General features: G+C 59.1%; 9 protein-coding genes and 6 pseudogenes. 7 read left to right on the top strand and 8 right to left on the bottom strand.

All coding sequences use genetic code 11. The annotated features are described in order from the left end of the window. Positions 1-45: 45 nt before the first annotated feature. The 4 genes from HZZ16_RS36235 to HZZ16_RS36220 all read right to left on the bottom strand — a co-directional run bounded on the left by HZZ16_RS36235 (position 46) and on the right by HZZ16_RS36220 (position 6306). On the bottom strand, positions 46-1797 hold the full coding sequence (locus tag HZZ16_RS36235; RefSeq protein WP_197955566.1) for an ABC transporter permease subunit: 1752 nt from the start codon (positions 1795-1797) through the stop codon (positions 46-48). Then, entirely contained in the window at positions 1782-2909 is a 1128-nt protein-coding gene (locus tag HZZ16_RS36230) for an ABC transporter substrate-binding protein (protein ID WP_197955565.1), read from the bottom strand. Before HZZ16_RS36230 ends, HZZ16_RS36235 begins: the two co-directional genes overlap by 16 nt. 474 nt (positions 2910-3383) lie before the next feature. Then, positions 3384-4781 (bottom strand): aminotransferase, encoded by a 1398-nt coding sequence (locus tag HZZ16_RS36225; protein WP_197955563.1) that lies wholly within the window; start codon positions 4779-4781, stop codon positions 3384-3386. Between the two features lie 10 nt (positions 4782-4791). Next, complete coding sequence (locus HZZ16_RS36220; protein WP_197955569.1) at positions 4792-6306, bottom strand: NAD-dependent succinate-semialdehyde dehydrogenase; 1515 nt, start codon at positions 6304-6306, stop codon at positions 4792-4794. 151 nt (positions 6307-6457) lie between these two features. On the opposite strand from HZZ16_RS36220, the gene HZZ16_RS36215 reads away from it, so the two are divergent. Together HZZ16_RS36215 and HZZ16_RS36210 are read left to right on the top strand one after the other, a co-directional pair. Next, the gene (locus HZZ16_RS36215) at positions 6458-6934 is read left to right on the top strand and encodes an Lrp/AsnC family transcriptional regulator (RefSeq protein ID WP_197955559.1); all 477 of its coding nucleotides are present in this window, start codon (positions 6458-6460) and stop codon (positions 6932-6934) included. Between the two features lie 483 nt (positions 6935-7417). After that, positions 7418-9070 (top strand): MFS transporter, encoded by a 1653-nt coding sequence (locus HZZ16_RS36210; RefSeq protein WP_197955558.1) that lies wholly within the window; start codon positions 7418-7420, stop codon positions 9068-9070. 120 nt (positions 9071-9190) lie between these two features. Here the strand turns inward: HZZ16_RS36210 and HZZ16_RS36205 are convergent. After that, positions 9191-10130: pseudogene (locus HZZ16_RS36205) on the bottom strand (IS630 family transposase). Positions 10131-10746: 616 nt separating this feature from the next. Between HZZ16_RS36205 and HZZ16_RS37785 the strand changes: the two are divergent. The 3 genes and pseudogenes from HZZ16_RS37785 (at position 10747) to HZZ16_RS36195 (ending at position 15010) form a co-directional block, all read left to right on the top strand. Further along, positions 10747-11219, top strand: a pseudogene (locus HZZ16_RS37785) (Lrp/AsnC family transcriptional regulator). A gap of 539 nt (positions 11220-11758) precedes the next feature. Then, a pseudogene (locus HZZ16_RS36200) lies at positions 11759-13245 on the top strand (NAD-dependent succinate-semialdehyde dehydrogenase); the annotation flags it as partial. 829 nt (positions 13246-14074) lie between these two features. Beyond that, positions 14075-15010, top strand: a complete 936-nt coding sequence (locus HZZ16_RS36195) for a cyclase family protein (RefSeq protein WP_197955556.1) — start codon at positions 14075-14077, stop codon at positions 15008-15010. A gap of 987 nt (positions 15011-15997) precedes the next feature. On the opposite strand, the pseudogene istB reads toward HZZ16_RS36195, so the two are convergent. Together istB and istA are read right to left on the bottom strand one after the other, a co-directional pair. After that, positions 15998-16739 (bottom strand): annotated as a pseudogene (istB, locus tag HZZ16_RS36190) (IS21-like element helper ATPase IstB). A gap of 13 nt (positions 16740-16752) precedes the next feature. Continuing rightward, positions 16753-18290: pseudogene (gene istA, locus HZZ16_RS36185) on the bottom strand (IS21 family transposase). 223 nt (positions 18291-18513) lie between these two features. Between istA and HZZ16_RS36180 the strand changes: the two are divergent. Beyond that, positions 18514-19317 (top strand): MFS transporter, encoded by an 804-nt coding sequence (locus HZZ16_RS36180; RefSeq protein WP_197955555.1) that lies wholly within the window; start codon positions 18514-18516, stop codon positions 19315-19317. 757 nt (positions 19318-20074) lie between these two features. On the opposite strand, the pseudogene HZZ16_RS36175 reads toward HZZ16_RS36180, so the two are convergent. After that, a pseudogene (locus HZZ16_RS36175) lies at positions 20075-21003 on the bottom strand (IS3 family transposase); the annotation flags it as partial. Between the two features lie 67 nt (positions 21004-21070). Between HZZ16_RS36175 and HZZ16_RS36170 the strand changes: the two are divergent. Further along, a partial coding sequence (locus tag HZZ16_RS36170) for an IS110 family RNA-guided transposase (protein WP_197955552.1) occupies positions 21071-21724 on the top strand: 654 nt, incomplete at its 3' end.

The following is a 21724-nucleotide window of genomic DNA, read 5'->3' as shown; positions in this document are numbered from 1 at the left end:
AATTCGTCGTTGGTTTGGTTTGACCTGCCGACCCAGTCAGGGCCGTCAGGTCTTTTTTTGCCGTCTCAGCAGGGTACCGACGACGATCACGATCGTCGCAAACAGCATCTGCAGCGTGGCTACGGCAGCAATGGTGGGACTGATGTCCTGCCGGATTCCTTCCCACATGCGCATCGGCAAGGTCGTGATCTTTCCGATGCCAAGGAACAGCACGTAGACAACGTCGTCGAACGAGGCCAGGAACGCAAAGAAACTAGCAACGATGAGCGCCGGCAGGACCAGCGGCGCGACGATTGTGCGCATAGTGGCCCAAGGCCCGGCACCAAGGCTGCGGGCTGCACGTTCGTAGCTCGGGTTAAGGTCGCGCAGATTGGCAACCACAATCACCACCACGTAGGGGATGGCGTGGACCGCGTGACCAAGTGCCAGGCCGAACTCGGTGCCCTGCAGGCCCCACCGCGCCAGCAAGAAATAGGTCGCGACGGCCACGATTACAGTCGGCATAATAATCGGTGACAGCAAGAGCGCGATCATAGTTCCACGACCTGGCATGGTGCCGCGCGACAGACCGAAGGCAAGCATGGCGCCTAGCGCAGTTGCCATGGCAACCGCCATCAACGCAATGCGGATGCTGGTGAAGGTCGCGCGCACCCACAGCGTGTCGAACAGAAAGGCTTCGTAGTTGCGCAGCGAGTAACCTGGCAACGGAAAGACAAAGTAGGACGAGGCGCTGAACGACAAATACGCAACGATCAGTACCGGCAGCAGGAGAAGTACAGCCAGAAAGCCTGCCAGAATCGGGACACCTCGACCTCTCATCGAAGGAAACCAGCGATCAAGAGCGTTTGCCGCGGAGCCGATCCGCATCAACATTTTGGCGCCAATCTGGCGGCGAGTAACGCTTGAACCAAGCTTGCCGTCTGAGAATCCCAGCAGCTGCTCAATGGGGAAGAAGCGCGAGCCAATCCACAATAAGCTCAGGACGGCCAGCAGGAGGACCACGGAAAGCGCAGCGCCGAAATTCCAATTGAGTTGCTCCAGGATCTGCGAGCTGATGGCCATGGTGATCATGACGTCTGACAGCCCACCCATCAACGCAGGTGTGATGTAGAAACCGAGACAATAGATGAACACGAGCAGAACCCCCGCAATCAGGCCCGGTAGGCTGAGCGGTAGAAAGATGGTGAGGAAGGCGGCGAGCGGGCTCGCTCCATTCGCCCTCGCAGCACGCATAAGTTTCGGGTCAATGCTAGACATGACCGTGTACATCGGCAGGATCATCATCGGCATGACAATGTGGGTCATGCCGAGGATCACACCAAATCGGTTGTAGAGCAGCGGGATTGGTTGGGACACCCAGCCGAGCTCCAGCAAGAACTGGTTAACGACGCCATTGCGCCCAAGAAGAACAATCCAGGCGAAGGTCCGTGCCAAAGTGCTGGTGAAATAAGGCAGCACGACCCCGATAAGCAAAAAGGTGCGCAATACCATTCCGCCTGTCGTGAGCGCGTAAGCGATGGGATAGCTAAGCACGAAGGCGAGCGCGGTCACTGTCACGCTGATCTCCAGCGTGTTACGCATCACGGTCAGATAGACAGGGGTGTCGCCGATGCGCGAAAAATTCGCGAGAGTCCAATTTGGCATCCCGAACGCAAGCAGCAGAAGCCCCGTGAGCGGCACGACAAAGAGTACCACGAGGAAGACGCTTCCAGGCAGCAATAGCCAGGCCCACGGCGTGGGCCAAGGTCGCGAGGATTGCGCACCTTTGATTGCCAATGAACTCATTGTGCCCGCCATGCCAGCCAGCGCTCCTGGAGATGATCTACATTGGTCTTGCCGTCAGGGCGTTTGGCGGCGAGCCAAGCATCATCCTGAGGCACTAGCTGGGATGCATTGTCCTCAGTGATGCTGAGAAGCGGAACGAGATCTGCCGGCAAATGCTCGAGCTGATTCACATTGGGGCCTGTAAGGTTTGTGCCCATCGTGAATGCCGCGGCATTCTGAGCCCGGTTCAGGAATGCAACCAGCTTTTGTGCGTTTCCGCTGTTAGGAGCGCCTTTGAGCACGGTCCAATAGACATAGACCAGATTTCCACCGCTCCACACCATGCGAATAGGCGCTCCCTGGCGAATGGCCGACAGCGCACGACCATCGTAGCAGCTCGTCATCACGAACTCCCGATTGATCAACGCTTGAACAGGCTCACCTCCCGCCGTCCACCATTTCGCGACATTCGGCTTGATTTCCGAGAGCTTCTTAAGAGCCCTCTCGACCTTGTCATCGGTCAGCGGCCAACGATCCGAATTTGGCACACCGTCAGCCGCGAGTGCCAAGACCATATGCCTGGCAATACTGCTGAGGCCACGCGGCCCGGGAAAAGCCTTGACGTTCCAAAAATCGGCCCAATTTTGCGGCCCTCCCTTGGGGAAGGAACGTTCATCATAAGCGAGCAAGGTCGTCGAACGGAATGCAACGACCGCGTCACTCAGGCGAGCACTTTGCGGTGCCCCCTTAAGTGCTTCATCATCCCACAAACCGTAGTCAATGGACCGAAACAAACCAGCATCATGCATGGTCGGGTAATTCTGCCCGTCAATCAAGGCGACATCCCAATCGACGCGCCCGGCGCGGGTCATCGCCCTCACTTGAGGTTCGGCAATGTCAGCGGTCACGTCGATCACAGCAATGCCCGTCGCTTTTGTGAAGGGCTCATAAACGTACTTTCTCACCGCCTGCGTGTACGATCCGCCGTAGCTGAAGACGACAACTTCCCCGCTGCCAGCAAGCCTTTCCTGCGCCCAGGCTGCGGTAGCCCTCGCAACGAACGGCGTGCTCAGTAAAGCCGCTGCCGATTGGACAAATGAGCGCCGGCTCAGGCCACGATGTAAACCGCCAACACGATCCTTCATTATCATGGCACTCCTCCCCTAGCTGACACAGCCCTACATCGTTTGCCGAAACAATTTACACCGTCCAAGGCCATATTGACGCGCAAAAACGGCAAGGAAGCGTCGATTGGCGAGGAAAGGCCGCAACTAGCAGGCTTCCCTGTCGACGATTTTCCCATCTAATTAGGATACGCACCCTACATGCACTCCACGCCTGTCTCTTAACCAAGACGTTCGCGATGCTGCTGTAGGCGGCGACCGCCGTTATCACGCGACGCCGGCACAGCCGCAAACCGCCGTCACGCGATGATCGCCCCCCCAAAAACCCGGCAAGCACGACCATCATCAGGCCGAAGCTGCCCGGGCGTGCTATTGAGCGGTTCGGCAGCCCCTTCCTTCGCGACGCCAGCCCCACTCCTTCCAACTGCAACAAGCCTGCCGAAGATCAGCAAATTGGACAGACAGCTGAGTTCAGATCGGAATACAGGAACCGGTTTATATTGCCGATTCTTTCGTAAGCTCGTCCATGACTTGCTTCGTCGCGCGATAGGCGAGTTCGACGATCTCATCTATCTCATGTTCGGAAACGACGAGAGGTGGAGCGAAACCTAGAATGTCTCCATGCGGCATTGCTCGCGCGATAAGTCCCCTGTCGCGAGCTGCCTTGGAGATGCGGGCGCCCACCTTGAGCTGCGGGTCAAAGCGTCGTTTCGTCTGGCGATCAGCGACGAACTCTACGGCACCGAGTAGGCCGACGCCTCTTACTTCCCCGACAATCTCCAGCTGTGCAAACCGCTCCTTGAGCCGCTTCAAAAAATGCGTGCCCACGGTTCTCGCCCGTTCGCTTAGTTGCTCCTTCTGCACGATATCGAGGACGGCGTTAGCAGCTGCGGCCGCGATCGGATGGCCGGAATAAGTATAGCCGTGGGAGAATGCGCCGACACGATCCGCGGCTTCTTCCATGGCTGCATAGACCCTCTCGCCTACGATTGCCGCCGAGAGTGGCATGTAACCGGAGGTCAGACCTTTGGCCACTGTTACAAGGTCGGGCTCCATTCCATAAAGAGTGCTGCCGAACTCAGCGCCGGTGCGACCGAATCCACAAATCACTTCATCTGCGATCAAAAGAACGTCGTAGCGTCGCAGTACCGCTTGAATTTCACGCCAATAACCGTCGGGCGGCGGCGTGATCCCTCCTGTACCCAGCACCGGCTCACCAATAAAGGCGCCGATCGTTTCCGGCCCCTCACGCACGATCATCTCTTCTAGCTCAGCCGCACGTCTACGAGAGAAAGCCTCTTCCGTCTCACCTAGCTCGGCACCCCAGTAGTGGTGGGGCGCGCCTGTGTGCAAGATACCCGGAAAGGGCAGGTCCATATGATCATGGTAGAACGACATGCCGGTCATCGAGCCGGAAACGACTGAGCAGCCATGGTAACCGCGCTCGCGCGAGATAATCTTTTTCTTTTTGGGCTGACCGCGCAAGTTGTTGTAATACCAGACAAGCTTAGCCTGGGTCTCGTTGGCGTCTGATCCGGATAACCCGTAGAAGACTTTGCTTGGTTTACCAGGCGCCATTCGCACGAGGCGATCCGACAGAATAGCCAGCTCGTCGGTCGTGTGGGCAGCATATGTATGGTAGTAGGCCAATTTGTAGGCCTGCCGCGCAATCGCCTCGGCCACCTCGGTCCGGCCGTACCCAATATTGACGCAGTAAAGACCAGCAAAGCCATCGATGTAGCTATGTCCCTTGGCGTCTTCGATGCGAATACCCCTCCCGCCGGTGACGATTGTCGGATCACCAATTTTGCCGGTAACAAAATCCTTAAGTTGGGTGAAGGGGTGCAGAACAGTCGCGCGATCTTTTTCGGCGATCGTCTTGATATCGTTCATACCATTTCTCCTAATCGACCAGATCGCCGAAGCAGACGTATTTCAGTTCCATGTATTCCTGAATGCCATGTCGCGAACCTTCGCGACCGAGGCCGGATTGCTTCCAACCTCCAAACGGAATTGGGGGCCCAGTGAATGAGGCCGTATTGATACCAACCATTCCGTACTCGATGTTCTCAGAAAGTCGCAGCGCTCGACGCAAGCTGTCGGTGTAGACGTAGGCGGCCAGGCCCATTTCACTGCAATTGGCTCGGGCCAGGACCTCCTCCTCGGAGCCGAACGGAAGTACTGCGGCAACCGGGCCGAATGTCTCCTCGCCCGAAATGAGCATGTCGTCAGTGACATCGCTCAGCAATGTTGGACAGACGAAGTTCTGCCCGAAGACGCGGTCTTGCTTCCCAGAAACAACCCGCGCCCCTTTTGCCATCGCGTCAGCAATCTGGGCCCTACATTTTTCGGCCACGGACGACTTCGTCATCGGCCCGATATCAGTCGTAGCCTCAAGGCCATGACCAACTCTGAGCCGCGTGATTGCCGCAGACAATCTCTCGACAAAGGCACTATAAATGCCCCTCTGTACGTACATTCGGTTAGCCGCTAAGCAGTCCTGGCCGGACGTGGCAAACTTGGCGGCCATCGCACCTTTGACGGCCTTGTCGAGATCGACATCATCAAAGATAATAAAGGGGGCATGTCCTCCGAGCTCGAGAGAGACCTTCTTTACCGTCTCCGCGGCCCCCTGCAGTAGCAAACGACCAACTTCTGTCGACCCCGTGAACGAAAGGGCTCGTACCCTTGCATCCCGCAACAGAGGTTTTGAGAGCTCGATTGGATTGCCGACGAGCACTTGAAACACACCGGGCGGAACCCCAGCCTCTTCAGCCAACCTCGCCAGTGCAAGTGCCGAGAGCGGCGTCTCGGGCGCAGGCTTCACGACGACCGGGCAGCCAGCCGCCATGGCGGCCCCGGCCTTTCGCGTAATCATGGCGACAGGAAAATTCCAAGGAGTGATTGCCGCCGCAACGCCGGCGGGCTGCATTCTCACCTGAAGCACACTCCCAGGCTTGTGGCTTGGGATCGTCTCACCATAGGCGCGCTCTCCCTCTGCGGCAAACCACTGGAGAAATCCCGCACCATATCCAATTTCGTACCTTGCTTCCGCGAGCGGCTTGCCCTGCTCGCAAGTTAGGAGGACGGCAAGCTCCTCCACATGGGCGAGCATTAACGAGGCCCAAGTCCTGAGAATCGCACCCCGCCTCTCTGGCAGCAGATCTCGCCATTGAGCAAAAGATCGTTGCGCTGCCTCGATCGCAAGATTCATATCTGCGGCGCCACAACGAGCAACTTCGGCGATCACTTCGCCAGTTGCCGGATCGACGACAACGTCTCTTTGGTCACCCCCAATCCAGCGCCCATCGATCAGAGCGCTCCCCGCAACAAAATCGCGGCGGCGCAGCTTCTCGAGATGCACCTTAGCTAGCCCGACCTGAGGTAGACTGTTGGGCCGGGCAGCTTGGAAAACCATTTCGAAGTCCTTGGCGGGCATCTTGTTGAAATTCTGCTGACAATCAGGATACTAATGTCAGCGACAGATTTGCGTCGCTTTTAACCATCGCGTGGACGGTTTCCTGCAGGACCTTGCCACTTTGCAGCGGAATTCACCTGGAGCCTAATTTATGCAATACGACCGGACAGACGCCCGCATCCTGGAGATTGTGCAGAAGAACAATCGCCTGACATCTGAGATCATCGGCGAACTTGCTGGGCTTTCTGCTACTGCGTGCCAACGACGTTTGAAGAGGCTCCGCTGTGCCGGCATCATCGAGGCCGACGTCTCGATTGTTTCGGCAAAGGCGGTGGGACGGCCTATTCAGATGCTCGTGCTCGTAAGTCTCGAGCGTGAGCGCGCAGACATCATTGACAGGTTCAAGAAGGCGATCAAGGCGTCGGCTGAGGTCGTCAACGGATTCTACGTCACTGGGGACGCTGACTTCGTCCTTTATATTACGGCGCGGACCATGGAAGATTACGAGCAATTCACCCGACGTTTCTTCTACGAGAATCCTGACATCAAAGGGTTTAAGACAATGGTCGTCATGGATCGCGTAAAGGCTGGTTTTGCGATCCCCGTAGAGCCCCCTCACGAGGACTGAAGTTGCTGCCTTTGCACCGTTGTTCTGAGGCTTCGCGCTTTTTTTCATCGCTTATCCGGGCATAACGCGAGAAACAAGCACAAGCGCTCTTGTATATTTGGTGATGCTAATTCGCTCTGCGGTAGAGGCGCATCGGTGCTCCAACAACCCGGATCGCAGCCAAGTGAACCGATGCTGCGGATTTGAGAGCAAACACGAAAGCCGTTATGGCCGTGATGACCGGATCGAACATGACTGCGTTGCGGGGCAGTGCTAACGCTGTCAGAGATCTCGGAACGATCTCCAATCAGAGCGCGACAAATCATTCCTAGATCTAGATATTGGGCTTGCGGGTTGCGACAGAAGCAGCAAACTCAAAATGGGCACGCAACACGAGTTTCGGATGTTTGAGGGCGGGCCAGAACCGCTCGTCCAATCTAACTTCAGCGTTCCGCGACCGATACCGAGCTCGGTCAGGTTGCCGCGCACGGTCTGTGAATCCAAATGACGATTCCTTCCGAACTCCAGACTCCCAGCGCCGATGGAATTACCGCGCCGCTGCATTACCCCACTTTTCGACGGATTTGGCTGGCGAGCCTGCTGTCGAACCTGGGTATACTTATCCAGGGCGTCGGCGCGGCTTGGGCCATGACAGAGATGACGTCGTCAGCCGATAAAGTCGCGCTGGTGCAGACAGCCTTGTTGCTTCCTGTCATGTTGATCTCCATGCCGGCCGGCGCCATCGCCGACATGTATGATCGTCGAATCGTGACGCTGGTTGCGCTCTCGATCGCGCTCTGCGGCGCGACAGCGTTGACTGCTCTCGATTTGTCGGGCCTCACCACACCGAATCTGCTGCTGGTGCTCTGCTTTGTGGTCGGCGGCGGCATGGCTTTGATGGGGCCAGCCTGGAGTTCCTCGGTCAGCGAGCAGGTTCCGGCGAAGATGCTGCCATCCGCGGTTGCCCTGAATGGCATTAGCTACAACATCGCGCGTAGCTTTGGGCCCGCGGTCGGAGGAATCGTTGTTGCGACAGCAGGCGCGGGCGCGGCCTTTGCAATCAACGCATTACTCTATCTACCTCTGACGGTGGCGCTGTTTCTCTGGAAACGTGTCGCGGAGCCGTCGCGGCTGCCGCGCGAAAACCTGAGCCGCGCCATGGTCTCAGGCGTGCGCTACATCGCCAATTCGCCTTCGATCAAGATCGTGGTAGCTCGCACCATGATAACCGGCCTTGTCGGAAGCGGACTCCAAGCGTTAATGCCCATCGTCGCTCGCGACCTGTTGCACGGGGGCGCTCAAACTTACGGCGTCATGCTAGGTGCGTTCGGGTTGGGCGCAGTGGTCGGGGCTCTTAACATCAGCGAGATGCGCAGGCGTATGAGCGGCGAGGCTGCAGTTCGTGCTTGCACACTATCGATGAGCGGCGCGATCGCGGCGGTCGCGCTTAGTCACAATGCGATCTTGACAGCCGCCGCGCTGGTTTTGGCGGGCGCCGTATGGACGATAGTGTGGACGCTGTTCAACATTGGCGTGCAGCTCTCCGCCCCGCGCTGGGTTGCGGGCCGCTCGCTTGCGGCTTGGCAAGCTTCGTTCTGCGGGGGCCTTGCCATTGGCAGTTGGGGCTGGGGCCGTCTCACCGATGCTGTCGGTGTCGATATCACGCTGCTCATCTCGGCCGCACTGATGCTGCTTTTACCGCTTCTTGGGCGCTGGTTGTGCATGCCGCCTATCACCGAGCGGGGAGAGGACGCTGAGATGCTTGCCGATCCCAAGGTGCGACTTCCGTTAACCTACCGCAGTGGCCCACTGGTGGTTGAGCTCGAATATCGGGTGGCCTCGGAAAATGCGCGAGCCTTCCATAATGTCATGCAGGATGTGCAGCTCTACCGACAACGCAACGGTGCCTATGGTTGGTCGATTGCCCGCGATATCGCCGACCCCGAGCTATGGACCGAGCGCTATCACTGCCCGACATGGCTCGATTACTTGCGCCAACGCAACCGCTGGACTCAGTCGGAGCGTGCGTTAGATGAGCAGGCGACGGCTTTCCATATCGGACCGGAGCCCGTTCGCATCCGACGCATGCTGGAGCGCCCGTTTGGATCGGTACGCTGGAAGGAGGATGTGCCCGACCGCGCCGCGAGCGCGCTCTAGCTGCTGATCAGCGGCGCGGCGTAGGCACTAGCAGTACCTTCCAGCGCAGCCGCATTCAGGAGCGACGGGCATGATGACGACCGTTGCGCTTCGCTAAACCTCACCTAAAGCGGGATGGCATTAAGTTCGATAGCCTGAATTTTTGAGGTAGTTGGCGCATTCCTGGGTGGCTGAAGGCATCGAGTGCGTGGCCGATTGCGGCGCAGACCGCATCGACGGTTCGGGCGGCCGCTTTGCGGAGCAGGTGCTTGAGCTTGGCAAAGACCTGTTCGATCGGGTTCAGGTCGGGCGAGTATTTTGGCAGGAAGAAGAGCTTGGCGCCGACTGAAGGGATGAGCTGGCGAACTGCTTTGCTCCTGTGGCTGCCGAGATTATCCAGGACAACTATATCGCCGGATCCAAGGACAGGCAGGAGAACCTTCTCGATATAGGTGCGAAAACTGGCGCCATCGATCGGCCCTTCGATGAACCATGGCGCATCGATCCGGTCATGGCGCAGGGCTGCCAGGAAGGTCATGGTCTTCCAGCGGCCGTGGGGGACCTTGGCGTGAAGCCTGCGCCCGCGCGGCGCCCATCCCGCAAGGGTGCCATATCGGTCCTGGTCCAGGTCTCGTCGATAAAGACGAGCCGCTCAGCTTCGACGCGATCTTGATATTTTGTCCACTGGGCTCGCCGCCGCGCGACCTCGGGTCGATCGCGTTCGCCAGCCGCCACGCTTTTTTTTGAAGCTGAGCTTCTCTGCGTGCACAAAGTCCCAAACCGAGTGGTAGTCGACCTTTAGGCCGCGGCCGGCAAGCTCGGCGACCAATCCACGTATGGTGAAGTCACCATCCTTGATCCGTTGCGACAACCAGACCGCATGCTCGCCCGAGATCGCCTTTGGCTTGTAGCCGCCGATCTGGCTGGGCTCCACACTGCCCGTCTTCTCGACCCTCTGCATCCAGCCGATTGCTGTGCTGATCGCCACTCCAAATCGCTTGGCGGCCTGATTGCGAGACATACCGCCCTCGATCGCGGCCACCACACGCTTGCGTAGATCTACAGAATAAGGCTTGCCCATCCATGCTGGCCTCCGCCCAGCCAGCATGGTGAATCAGAAACGCACCGATTTGGGAATCCCAAATCGATTCAAATTAACCCCATCCCGCTCTAGCTGTGTGGCGGACTTCCACCTCCAAGCTGCCGTTCATACTCAGCAGGCAGAAGGTGCCACTCCGATAAATAGCCCAAGTCTTGGGAAATGTCCTGTAGGACGACTGCGATCATGCCGCAGGCTGTTCGATCGGGAACGCTGCCCTTCACGTCGGCACCCAAGCAAACTTCGGCTGAAACCGCTAAGAGGCTCGCTTGAGCTTGCCGAAGGCCCAACCGTCGAAGCATGTAGGAAAGACGCCCTGAGGCGGTGAAGGTGTTGTTTGTAGGCGTTCGTTTTTCTTGAGAGCAACGTGATCCAGCTGCGAGCGGCGACCGCCAACTGAAAGCCCGGACGCGCGAACGCAATCGCAAGGAGTGAACCGGTCTCATCTATCATGTCGCGCCGGCTTTCGTCGCGGCCGGCACCAACGGCCTATCGCGATCACATTTTTGAAAAGATCCCTGACTCTGGATAGTCTCGGGCTATTTCCTTCGGTGAGGCGTTTTCGCGGTGAAATTCACCTCAAGATTGGGGTCCGGTTATGCAGTACGATCGGCGTAGATGCCCGCATGCTCGAGATTGTGCAAAAAACAACCGAGTAATTTCCGAGGAGGTCGAACTGGCCGGCCTTGCGACCGCGTGTTAGCGCCGTCTGAAGAGGCTTCGTTCTTGAGGCATCATCGAGGCCGACATCTCGACCGTTTCGCCGAAGGCGGTAGGCAGGCGTGTCCAAATGCTCATGCTTGCGAGCCTGGAGCGAGAGCGGGCAGATATAGTCGACAAGTTCAAGAAGGCCGTTAAATCATCAGTTGAAGTCGTCATCGGTTTCTACGTTACCGTCAGATGCGGACTTCGTCCTTTATGTTACCGCCCGCACCATGGAGGATTATGAGGAGTTCACCAGAAATTTTTTCCATGCGAACCCTGACTTAAACGGACTGAAACACGATGGTTGTGTTAGATCGGATAAAGGCGGGCTTTGCCGTACCGATCGAGTTTCCCTCCGAGGGCTGATAGAGGATTCAGGTTCTTGCAAAGCGAGCCGTCCCACGATCGTGGTTGCTATGACTTCCACTGAATATAATGTCCGCTAGAGCGCCGAGCCACATGTTTCTCCGTGACGAGGCGCTGACCAATTTCGATTGATTTCGAAATTCTGAAACGGACTCTGCCAAGGGGTACGCGCGAATACACCGAGCGGGATGCTCGATGCACCTCGATAAACAACACACAAGTTCAAACAATCTCGCGCGAAATGCTTCAAAGTCGCAGTTGCCGTGAGCTTGGCGAGATTTTCGCATAAAAACCGCAGAATACGCCGGTGAACGCCGCCAATCCTCAAACGAAAAATGAGTATGCGATGTTCGCTTGCACGAGTTGACGACGTTTCGTGCAAGATTGGGGTTGCCAGCGAGTTCATCTACAGCGCTCCTATTCAGTGCCCTTCGGGGCGTTTCCTCCCTGACTCGGCCGCGCGGTGTCTCGCGCGGCCTTTTTCCGGTATCGGCGGAAGTCCGGGTCGCTCGGATTCGATAGCCGCCAGGAGTAACGGGATGACCCCGACCGCCGCCGCACAAGCTAAGCAAGGTCCCTTCATGCTGCGCGACCGCCTGAAGGACCCGGCGCTTCTGCGGGAGGCCTGCTACATTGACGGCGCTTGGGTCGGACCGCCGAGCTTTTCGGTGAACAATCCGGCGACCGGCATGGAGCTCGCCAAGGTGCCGCAGCTCTCCGCCGACGACTGCACGAGAGCCGTGGAAGCTGCTGAACGTGCGTTCCTCGCATGGGCTAAGCACACAGCCAAGCAACGCTCCAACATTCTGCGCAAATGGTACGAACTGATCGTCGCCAATCGCGAGGATCTCGCGCTAATCCTGACGTCGGAGCAGGGCAAGCCGCTCTCCGAGGCGCTTGGTGAGGTCGATATCGGTGGCGCCTATGTCGAGTTCTTTGCCGAAGAGGCGCGGCGCATCTATGGCGAAACGATACCCTCGCCGCGCCCGGATGCAAGGTTGCTTGCGATCGAACAGCCGATTGGCCTCTGCGGCGCAATCACGCCGTGGAATTTTCCGAACTCGATGATCAACCGCAAGGTCTCGCCGGCGCTCGCGGCAGGCTGCACCGTGGTGCTAAAGGCGGCCAGCGAAACGCCACTCTCGGCACTGGCGCTTGTCGCGCTCGCTGAGAAGGCCGGTGTACCCAAGGGAGTCTTCAACGTCATCACCGGAGATTCGCGATCGATCGGCAAGGTCTTCTGCGAACACCCGGCCGTGCGCTTCGTCGGCTTCACCGGGTCGACCGAGGTCGGAAAAATTCTCTATCGCAAGCCTCCGTCGGCGTGAAGAAGCTCGGCCTCGAACTCGGCGGAAACGCGCCTTTCGTGGTGTTTGACGACGCCGACATCGAGGCCGCGGCCGAAGGCGCCATGCTCTCCAAATACCGCAACATGGGCCAGACCTGCGTCTGTGCCAACCGCATCTACGCACAGGCAGGAATCTACGACGAATTCATGCAGAAGCTGTCCAAGAAGGTTGCGGCGATGAAGATCGGCGACGGGACAGAACAAGGCGTGGTGCAGGGGCCGCTGATCAACATGGATGCGGTCGACAAGATCGAGCGGCATATCGCGGACGCTGTTAAGCGCGGCGCCAAGGTCGTGACCGGCGGCAAGCGACACGCCCTGGGAGGCTCGTTCTTCGAGCCGACCGTCCTCGCCTACGTCACGCCGGACTCGCTCGTGTCACAGGAGGAGACTTTCGGTCCGCTTGCGCCGGTGATCCCCTTCAAGCACGAGGCCGACGTGATCGCGATGTGCAACGCTTCGCCCTTCGGTCTCGCCTCCTATTTCTACTCGCGCGATCTGGGCCGCGTCTGGCGCGTGGCAGAGGCACTGGAGACGGGCATGGTCGGCGTCAACACCGGCCTGATCACGACCGAGGTCGCGCCGTTCGGCGGCGTCAAGGAAAGCGGACTTGGCCGCGAAGGTTCGCGCCACGGCATGGAAGAATATGTCGAGATCAAATACGTGATTGATGGCGGGGCTTTGACCCAAGGAATGATCTATCTATCGGCCGTCGAGGCTGAGCCTTGCGATGACATGTTTGGACTTTCGGTGTCACAGTTCCTGACGGCCTCCTATGAATCCGATTTCCGGAAGCCTTACCTACTTCCACCTGGTGAACGGGTCCGCTTTGTCAGCTATACCACCTATGATCTTGGCGTGGTCTCCCACGAGTTTCTCCTCCTCACCCCGCTCTCATAAATATCGTCAGAACCAATCATCGGCAACGAGCGAGGATGTCACGTAGCGGGAATATGACATCGTCGATCAGCCGCGTTGAGCCGGCTAGGTAGCCACGCAAAGTAACGCCGCAGTCCGCAAAGGGCTTTCACAGGTGCAAGGGTCGCGTAAGCGACCAGGTCCAGGTACTCTAGATGCTCAATGGCTGCCAAATGCTGCTTTGTCTGGAGGAACTGGCCTACATCTCGCTTTCCAGACTGACACTGTTCAGTTGCAGCAAATGGGCAGCGGCTGACGGCGAGAGCCCGCTGACGCTGTTGCGTTTTCATTTCCTAAACGGCGCTCACCCAATCGATCAGTTGCTGAGCACATCAGGAGGCGGGGTACACTTGTGGAAAGCTGCGCATCGACGCGGTGGGGCGCAGAAATTCGTCAGGTCGCCGGTCGATTTAAGCGGCCAGAATTGTTGCGAATCGGTAACTTTCTCACGCAGAAGAAGCTCTTCGCGACGACACAATAGCTCGTGATGGCGCCGCTTGGCCAACCAAGAATGCCGAGCCAGCCAAGAGGCATTCCATCGAACAGTCCGACGCCGCCCAACATTTCGCGACTAAACAAGGAGCCGGCCATGCGGCCCGTCAATTTTGACTATCTTGCCGACAAGCTGCGCAACTGGGGGCGATGGGGCGAAGCCGATCAGCGCGGCACGCTTAACCACATCGGGCCAGAAACACTGAAGAATGCAGCCGTCGAGGTACGCGATGGCAAGCTCTTTAATCTCGGTCTGCGGTTCGACCGCAATGGGCCTCAGCTGGGACGCAAGCGGTTCAACCCGATGGTCTACGCGACCGACCTTTTCACCCCGATGAGTCCCGCCGCGCCGGACGTCTGCTACTCCGATGACGTCATCCACATGCCCTTGCAATGTTCAACGCAATGGGACGCGCTCGGCCATGTTCACTATAACGGCCATCTTTACAACGGCTGCAACGCGCGCGAATGCCTCACCGAAAGCGGCGCGCTCAAGATGGGCATCGACCATCTGGCGGCTCCCGGCATTGTTTCGCGCGGGGTGCTCCTCGACATCGCACGGCTAAAGGGGGTCGAGCGGCTGCCGCTCGACTACGCGATCACGGTCGATGATCTGAACGCCGCCTGTCAGAAGGAGAGCGTGAGCGTCGGAGCCGGTGACATCCTTTTGGTGCGCACTGGCCATATGCTGTGGTTCACCGCAGACGGAGACCGCGGCAGCTTTATGGGAATGCAGCCAGGCCTAAGCTATACCTGCGCCGAGTGGGCTCACGACAAATCGTTAGCCGCTGTGGCCGGCGACAACATGGCCGTCGAGATCCTGGATCCAGAGGGACTGGCATCAGAGATGCCCCTCGCCTTCCACATGCTGGCGCTGCGAGACATGGGCATGCCGCTGGGCGAGATGTTCAATCTAGAGGCGCTGGCCACCGACTGCGCCGCCGACGGACGGTACAGCTTCCTGCTTGCAGCTCCACCTCTGGAGGTTACCGGCGGCTTTGGCTCGCCCGTGAACCCGCACGCGCTGAAATAGGCTGTCCTTAAGAGTTGTGGCTGGGCGCGGGCTTTCGATGATGCAGCGCTTTAGACGTTCGCGTTCAAACCACGACTTAATCGCGCCTTTGCAGGAAGCGCTCATGGCTCGTCGTTCGCGCGGGTCATGCTGCAACAGGGCCGCGCCGCAAAAACAAGTAAGTAACGGAGTGAGGATTATACCGGAAAAATAGCCGTGATTAGAAGGTAAGCATGGGAATTGGGCACCGGTATCGTGGAATGTAACGTTGCCGATCTGCGGCAAGAACACTTTCACCTGAATTTACGTCTAAGATGCCGAAGTTCGGCAAGTACGGACGATCAACACGAAAATTCGGCCGCGGAACTCGCATAAGCTGCGCTTCGATGGCTTGCTTTCCCTTTTTGGCAGACGTGGGACGCCGGCCGGACAAATACTTTCGCAACAAGCGGGGTTAGCAAGAACGCCACGTGTCCGATATGCCCAGGCTCTCGCGCCGCGCCTTCGCTATCATCTTCTGTCTTTCGATAACTACCGCGATTGGCAGCTGGCTTGCAGTCAGTGCTTCCGTCGGTCGGCCGGTCGATTGGGATCGCGGACTGGATGGTGGCGGCAATTTTCTCGCTCTCCTCCCTATTGTGGGCTGTGACCTCACCGTTCTAGGCTCGTCAATCTGATCTGCGTGGTCGTAAGCCCCCCATGATCATCGGCCTTGCTGGATTTGCGGTTTCCATGGTGCTGCGTATTCCACGGATGGTGATCAGCCGTTCCAGGCGATGGCGATCACGGTTTCCAGATGATGGTGATCACTTGCGGAGGCGGACACGACTGACGTGTTTATGTCTGCTGGAAATGGTCTTCCTGGTCAAGACGGGCGGAAGGGCTTGGAGATCGGTCCAGCGGTCCCTGGGAGGGCCCCGCGCGCGGCGCGGAGTGGCCCCCACGAGCGACGCAGCGGCGCGCGCGGGAGGGACCTGTGGGCCGGTGGGGCGATCGGGCGCGCGGTGGTCACGCTGTTGTCCTATCGTCGGCCCGACGACGCAGGCTGTCGCCCTTGAGCTCGATGCGGTGGGCGTTGTGAACGATGCGGTCCAATATGGCGTCGCCGAGTGTGGGATCGGCAATCACGTCATGCCATTGCGCCACGGGGACCTGACTTGTGATCAACAATGATCCCTTGTCGTAGCGATCATCGACGATCTCGAGTAGATCGCGGCGCTGGTCGGCAGTGAGCGCTTCGGGTCCCCAGTCATCTAGGATGAGTAGATTGACGCGCTCCAGCGCCGCGATTAGTCGGGCGAGACGGCCTTCGCCACGTGCCTGGGCGAGATCGGCGAACAAGCGGGGCACGCGCTTGTAGAGGACCGAGAAGCCGTCGCGGCAGGCTCTGTTGCCGAGCGCGCAACCAGCCAAGACTTGCCGGTGCCGGTCGGACCGACGATGACGAGATGGTTGTGCTCGCGGATCCATTGACAGGTGGCGAGGCTCTGAAAGAGCGAACGGTCGAGACCACGAGCGGTGCGATAGTCGACATTCTCGATGGCGGCAGCCTGGCGGAGCTTGGCACTGCGCAAGCGCGCACGAGACGTCGGTTGTCGCGAGCGGTGACCTCGCGATCGACGGGGAGACCGAGCCAATCGGGGTGTGGCATGTCGGCGGCCTCGGGATTGTTCTGCAGTTCGATGAGGGTATCGGCCATGGCAGTGAGGCCGAGCGCGCGCAGGCGTTCGACGGTCGGATGAATGAGCACAATGATCTCCTGATTAGTTGTAGTAGCTGCGGCCGCGGATGTTGGCATGGAAGAGGACGGGCGCCTCCTGGGCGGGAGGAGCGGCTTTATCGGTGGCGTTCTTGAGGATGGCGAGACCGATTTGTAGGAACGGACATTGAGCAGCAGCGCGCGGGCGCAGGCGACGTCGACACGTTCCGCGCCGTAGCGCTTGACCAGCCCGAGGATGCCGATGGCCGAGCGGAAGCCGTGTTCGGGATGCGGCCGCGACTGGAGGATGACCTCGATCAGGGTCTCGGCGTCGGGCCCGACCTTGGCGGCTTCGGAGCGGATGCGCTCATGGGTCCAGTCGCGGTAGCGGCGATGTGAGCTTGGCATATGCTCGGCAATCCTCGTTGGTCGATGCGGCAGAGAGCTGCGCAGTTGGGAGGCGACGCGCTTGCCGCGCAGGAAGATCTCTACGGTCTTTAGGGTGATCCGTGCCTCGACCTCCTCATGCACGAGGTTGTGAGGCACGCTGTAGTAATGCTTGGCAATCTCGACATGATAATCGAGGTTCACCCGACAGCGCTTCCACTCAGCGTAGTCGTAGGGTTCGTCGGGCAATGGGGTCAGTGCCGGTCGGTCAAGCTCCTCGAACAGCTCGCGCCGGCTTCGTCCCCAGCTCCGTAACGGTCGGTTGTTGAGATCGACGAGCAGTGCGTGGATCGCCTCGTTGAGGGCGGCGAGCGAGAAGAAACGGCGGTTCCGCAGGCGCGCCAGAATCCATCGCCCGACGATTTGGACGCCGACTTCGACCTTGGCCTTGTCGCGTGGCCGATACGGCCGTGCCGGAACGATGGCAGTGCGGTAATGGCAGGCAAGATCGGCATAGGTCCGGTTGACCATCGGCTCGTGAAAGCAGGCCCGGGTGATGCCGGCCTTGAGATTGTCGCTCACCGTTTGCCGGGCGGACACCGCCGAAAAAGCCAAAGGCCCGGATATGGGAGCCGATCCAGTCCGGCAGGCTCTGGCTGAGGCTGGCTTCAGCGTAGGTGTAGTTGGAAGCACCTAGCACGGCGACGAAGATCTGCGCCGTGCGGATCTCGCCGGTGAGCCCATCGACCACCTCGAGCGTGTGGCCGGAATAGTCAACGAACAGCTTCTCGCCGGTGACATGAACTTGACGCAAGGTCGGCTTGAGGCGGCCAGCCCATTCCCTGTACCGTTCGCAGACCACGAATAGCCGAAACTGTCGGACTTGGAGTCGCAATACTCCTCCCACAATAGCATCAACGTGACGTTCCTCCGCCGCAACTCGCGATGAACGAGCGCCCAATCCGGCTGCGGACGCTCATCGCTGGGTAGATCGGACGGTGGCGGAAACAGGCGCGTCTCGAGCCGGGCATCGTCATCGAGCTCCGGCGGCAACGGCCACGTCAGGCCGGCCCGGCGTGCTAGGTTGAGGTACTTGTTGACCGTGCCCTGGGCCACGCCGAGGCTGCGGGTAACAACGCGCTGCGACATGCCGACGCTGTAGTGCAGGCGTAAAACTTCGCGAATTTGGCGCATGGACAGTCTCTCTGTCGGCATCTCGATCCTCTGATCCTCTGCTATCGGGCAAAAGACCAAGCTACCTAGGTTGCAGACTGTCAGTGGTGTCCGGCTCGCTGTCCCCGATCACGATCCGCTGGAAATAGCGATCACGATCCCGTGGAATTGGTGATCACGATCCCCTGGAAACGGTGATCACGATGCCCTGGAATGAGGGATCACGATGGCCTGGAATTGGTGATCACCATCGTCTGGAGCGCGCATGGTGCTCTGCGGCCTGGTGGTCAGCGCCGGCCTGGCCCACTTGACAACTCCCACGATCGTCTTCGGATTTTTCCTCGTCTGTCGCGCGATCTATGGGATCTTCGGCTCGGCCACCAGCCCGGCGAATCAAACCTATATCGCGGAGCGCACCTGCCCTGCCGACCGCACGCGGTGGATATCCAGCATCGCTAGGGCTTCTAGCCTTGGCACCGTGGTTGGCCCAGTGCTGGCGCCACTTTTCATCATCGGAAGCTTTGGGTACGCGGGCCCGCTGTACGCTTTTGCCCTGATCGCCACGACAATGCTGGTTATTGTCGCCTGCTGTCTAGATGAGGCGCCGATCTTGGCGACGAAGCCACCGCTCCGGAGTGATAAGAGGGCGCGTGGACCGCCGTGGCTCCGCTCCAACTTTGTCCCCTTCATCGCTTACGGCTTCCTGCTCTTCGTTTGTCAGAATGCCCTGGCACAGACGTTGGGTTTGCTGATCATCGACAAAACGAGCAAAGAGCTACCTGAGCTCCCATCAGAGGACTTGCTGCGCATAGCGCAAGGCCATATCGAGATTGCGATGGTCTGCGGGGCTCTCGCCAGTTTGCTTGCGCTCTGGGCCCTCATCCCCATTTTCCGCATGACACCAAAAGCCCTACTGCGGTGGGGTGCCGGACTGGCCTCTCTCGGCAGCGTCTCGGTCGCCCTCTCGTCATATCTTGCCATCGCCATCCTGGGTTATGCCTGGCGAGCCTCGGCTTCTCCTTGGCCCGACCGGGCTTCATCGTCGGCGCGTCCCTTTCCGTTCCGATGAAAGAGCAGGCGCGTGTGGCCGGAGCCATTGGGACGATCAGTGGTGTTAATGTGCTTTTCGCGCCGTTCGCGGTGACCTTTATGAGGTTTTCCCTCCCGGTCCGTTTCTCCTCGAGTCCGTTGTGCTCGCCGGCTTGCTTGCCTATGCTCGTCTCAGTCCAACGCTACGCAACGTGGGGAGTCGCGTCAGGGCAGAGGAGGTCAACGACAAACCTGCGATCTAGCACCGCGCCTTGGGTGCAAGGCACTTGAGAGCTTTCACCGACCCGTAGGCGATAGCTGCAGCGGGGCCGCTTCAGTTAGTTCCTCGTCGGGTTCGGTGTCTCGAAAAGCTCGTTGTTTGCGCGCGAGCCCTGCCATTGTGACTGCCGAGATCCAGTTGGTCTTGACCCAGGTGTCGTCGAGAAAGAGCAGGCGCTGAGCGTCAAGTTTGCCTTGATGGGCCTTCCAGCGTGTCGGTTTATGGGCGATATCGGGGCGATCTTGCTCGGCCGGCAGCTGATGTGAAGCGTATCCACCCGGTGAAGCTTTCAATTACCCATAACTTTGACCACTCGGGCTGATCCGCTGATCGGCGAAAACTTGAATCGCAAGAATCACTTGTGATTCCTTTCTGAGCACCTGATTCGCGAGGGGGGCTCTATGGGGCTGACATTAAGGGATCGATCGGCAAAGGCTGTTTGCCGTCCTCGGAAGGTGAATGTTGGATTGATCGAGAGAGAGTGGATGCGAGTTTAGGGTGACCTTGCCCCCAGATTTTATCCAGTTCTGAGTTCGCTCAAGCCATTGGATTTGCCCAGTTGGGCGGTGGTAGCGACGGGAGCTGGCGCGGAGCCATCGGCATAGCGCAGCGCCAGATCCCGGCGCGGGTGGCAGGTGAAGGCGAACTCGGAGGGCGTCTTCCATCCGAGCTGTGAGTGCGGTCGTGTGTAGTTATAATCGGCGCGCCAGCATCCGAGCGCGACGCGGGTCTGAGCCAGCGACGCGAACAGCGTCTCGTTCAGCAATTCATCCCGGAGCCGACCTTTGAAGCTTTCGATGAAGCCATTCTGCATGGGCTTGCCCGGAGCGATATAATGCCAGGCGACGCGGCTCCGATCGCCCAGGTCAGGATGGCGTTGCTGGTAAGTTCGGTGCCGTTGTCGCTGACCACCATCTTCGGCTTGCCGCGCTCCATGACCAGCCGATCCAACTCCCGCGCCACCCGGGCCCCGGAGAGCGAGGTATCGGCCACCAGCGCCAAGCACTCGCGGGTACAGTCATCGACCACGGTCAAGATGCGGAAGCGGCGGCCATCCGTGAGCTGATCGGAGACGAAGTCCAGTGACCAGCGGTCGTTCCGTGCCATCGGCACCGTCATCGGCGCCCGGGTCCCGATCGCCCGCTTGCGGCCGCCACGGCGGCGCACCACCAGCTCCTCTTCCCGGTACAGCCGGAATAGCTTCTTGTGGTTGATCGCAAAGCCCTCCCGCTTGAGCAGAACACGCAGGCACCGATAGCCGAAGCGGCGGCGCTCCTGGGCGATAGCCTTCATGCGCTGGCGAACGCCGGCATCATCCGCTCGGGTCGTCCGATATCTCATGGTCATGCGGCAGCAGCCGATGGCTTTACCCGACCGCCGTTCGCTCATCCCGTGGGCATCCACGAGATGCGCGACAGCCTTCCGCTTGGCCGCGGGCGTCACCACTAATGGGCTGGTCCGCCCCGTCCTCCTCCTTCATCATAGGAAGGCGAGATCAAAAGAGGAGAGTATCATGGCCCATCGCAATTTGCCGCGACCGGCGGCAGTCTATGGAATCGACATTGGCAAGAACCTGTTCCACGTCGTTGGCCTGAGCTGCAACGGCACACCTGTTCAGAAAGTTCGCTTTCGACGGGTCACCCTTCTTCAGTTCTTTGCTCGGGCACAACCAAGCATAGTTGGCATGGAATCCTGCGCCGGTTCACAGTGGCTCGCCCGAAAGATACAGGAACTTGGTCACAAGGTGCGCCTGATTCCCGCGCAATTCGTGAAACCCTACGTGAAATCAAACAAGAACGATATCATCGACGCCGAGGCGATCGCTGAGGCCGCAACGCGACCGACAATGCGCTTGGTCGCCGTAAAGGAGGAGGGCCAGGTCGATCTTCAAGCCCTGCATCGAATCCGTGACCAGATGGTCGGCTCGAGGACACGCCTGATCAATCAGATGCGGGCCTTCTGCCTCGAGTACGGTGTACCTTTGCGTCAGGGTGCCGGAATGTTCAAACTCGAGTTGCCGCGCGCTTTGAATGACGAAGGAAACGATTTGTTACCAGTGATGCGTCGCCTGCTGGGCGATCTCTTCGCCGACCTCCGCCGCCTCGAAGAACGGATCCGCGAAGTGACAAAGGAGATCGAAGCGGTCGCCGATCGAGAGGACGTTACA

The sequence above is a fragment of the Bradyrhizobium glycinis genome, assembly GCF_016031655.1.
In the GTDB taxonomy this organism is placed as follows: Bacteria; Pseudomonadota; Alphaproteobacteria; order Rhizobiales; family Xanthobacteraceae; genus Bradyrhizobium; species Bradyrhizobium glycinis.
The sequence above is the reverse complement of the archived record's forward strand: the minus strand, read 5'-3'. Positions and strand labels throughout refer to the sequence as shown.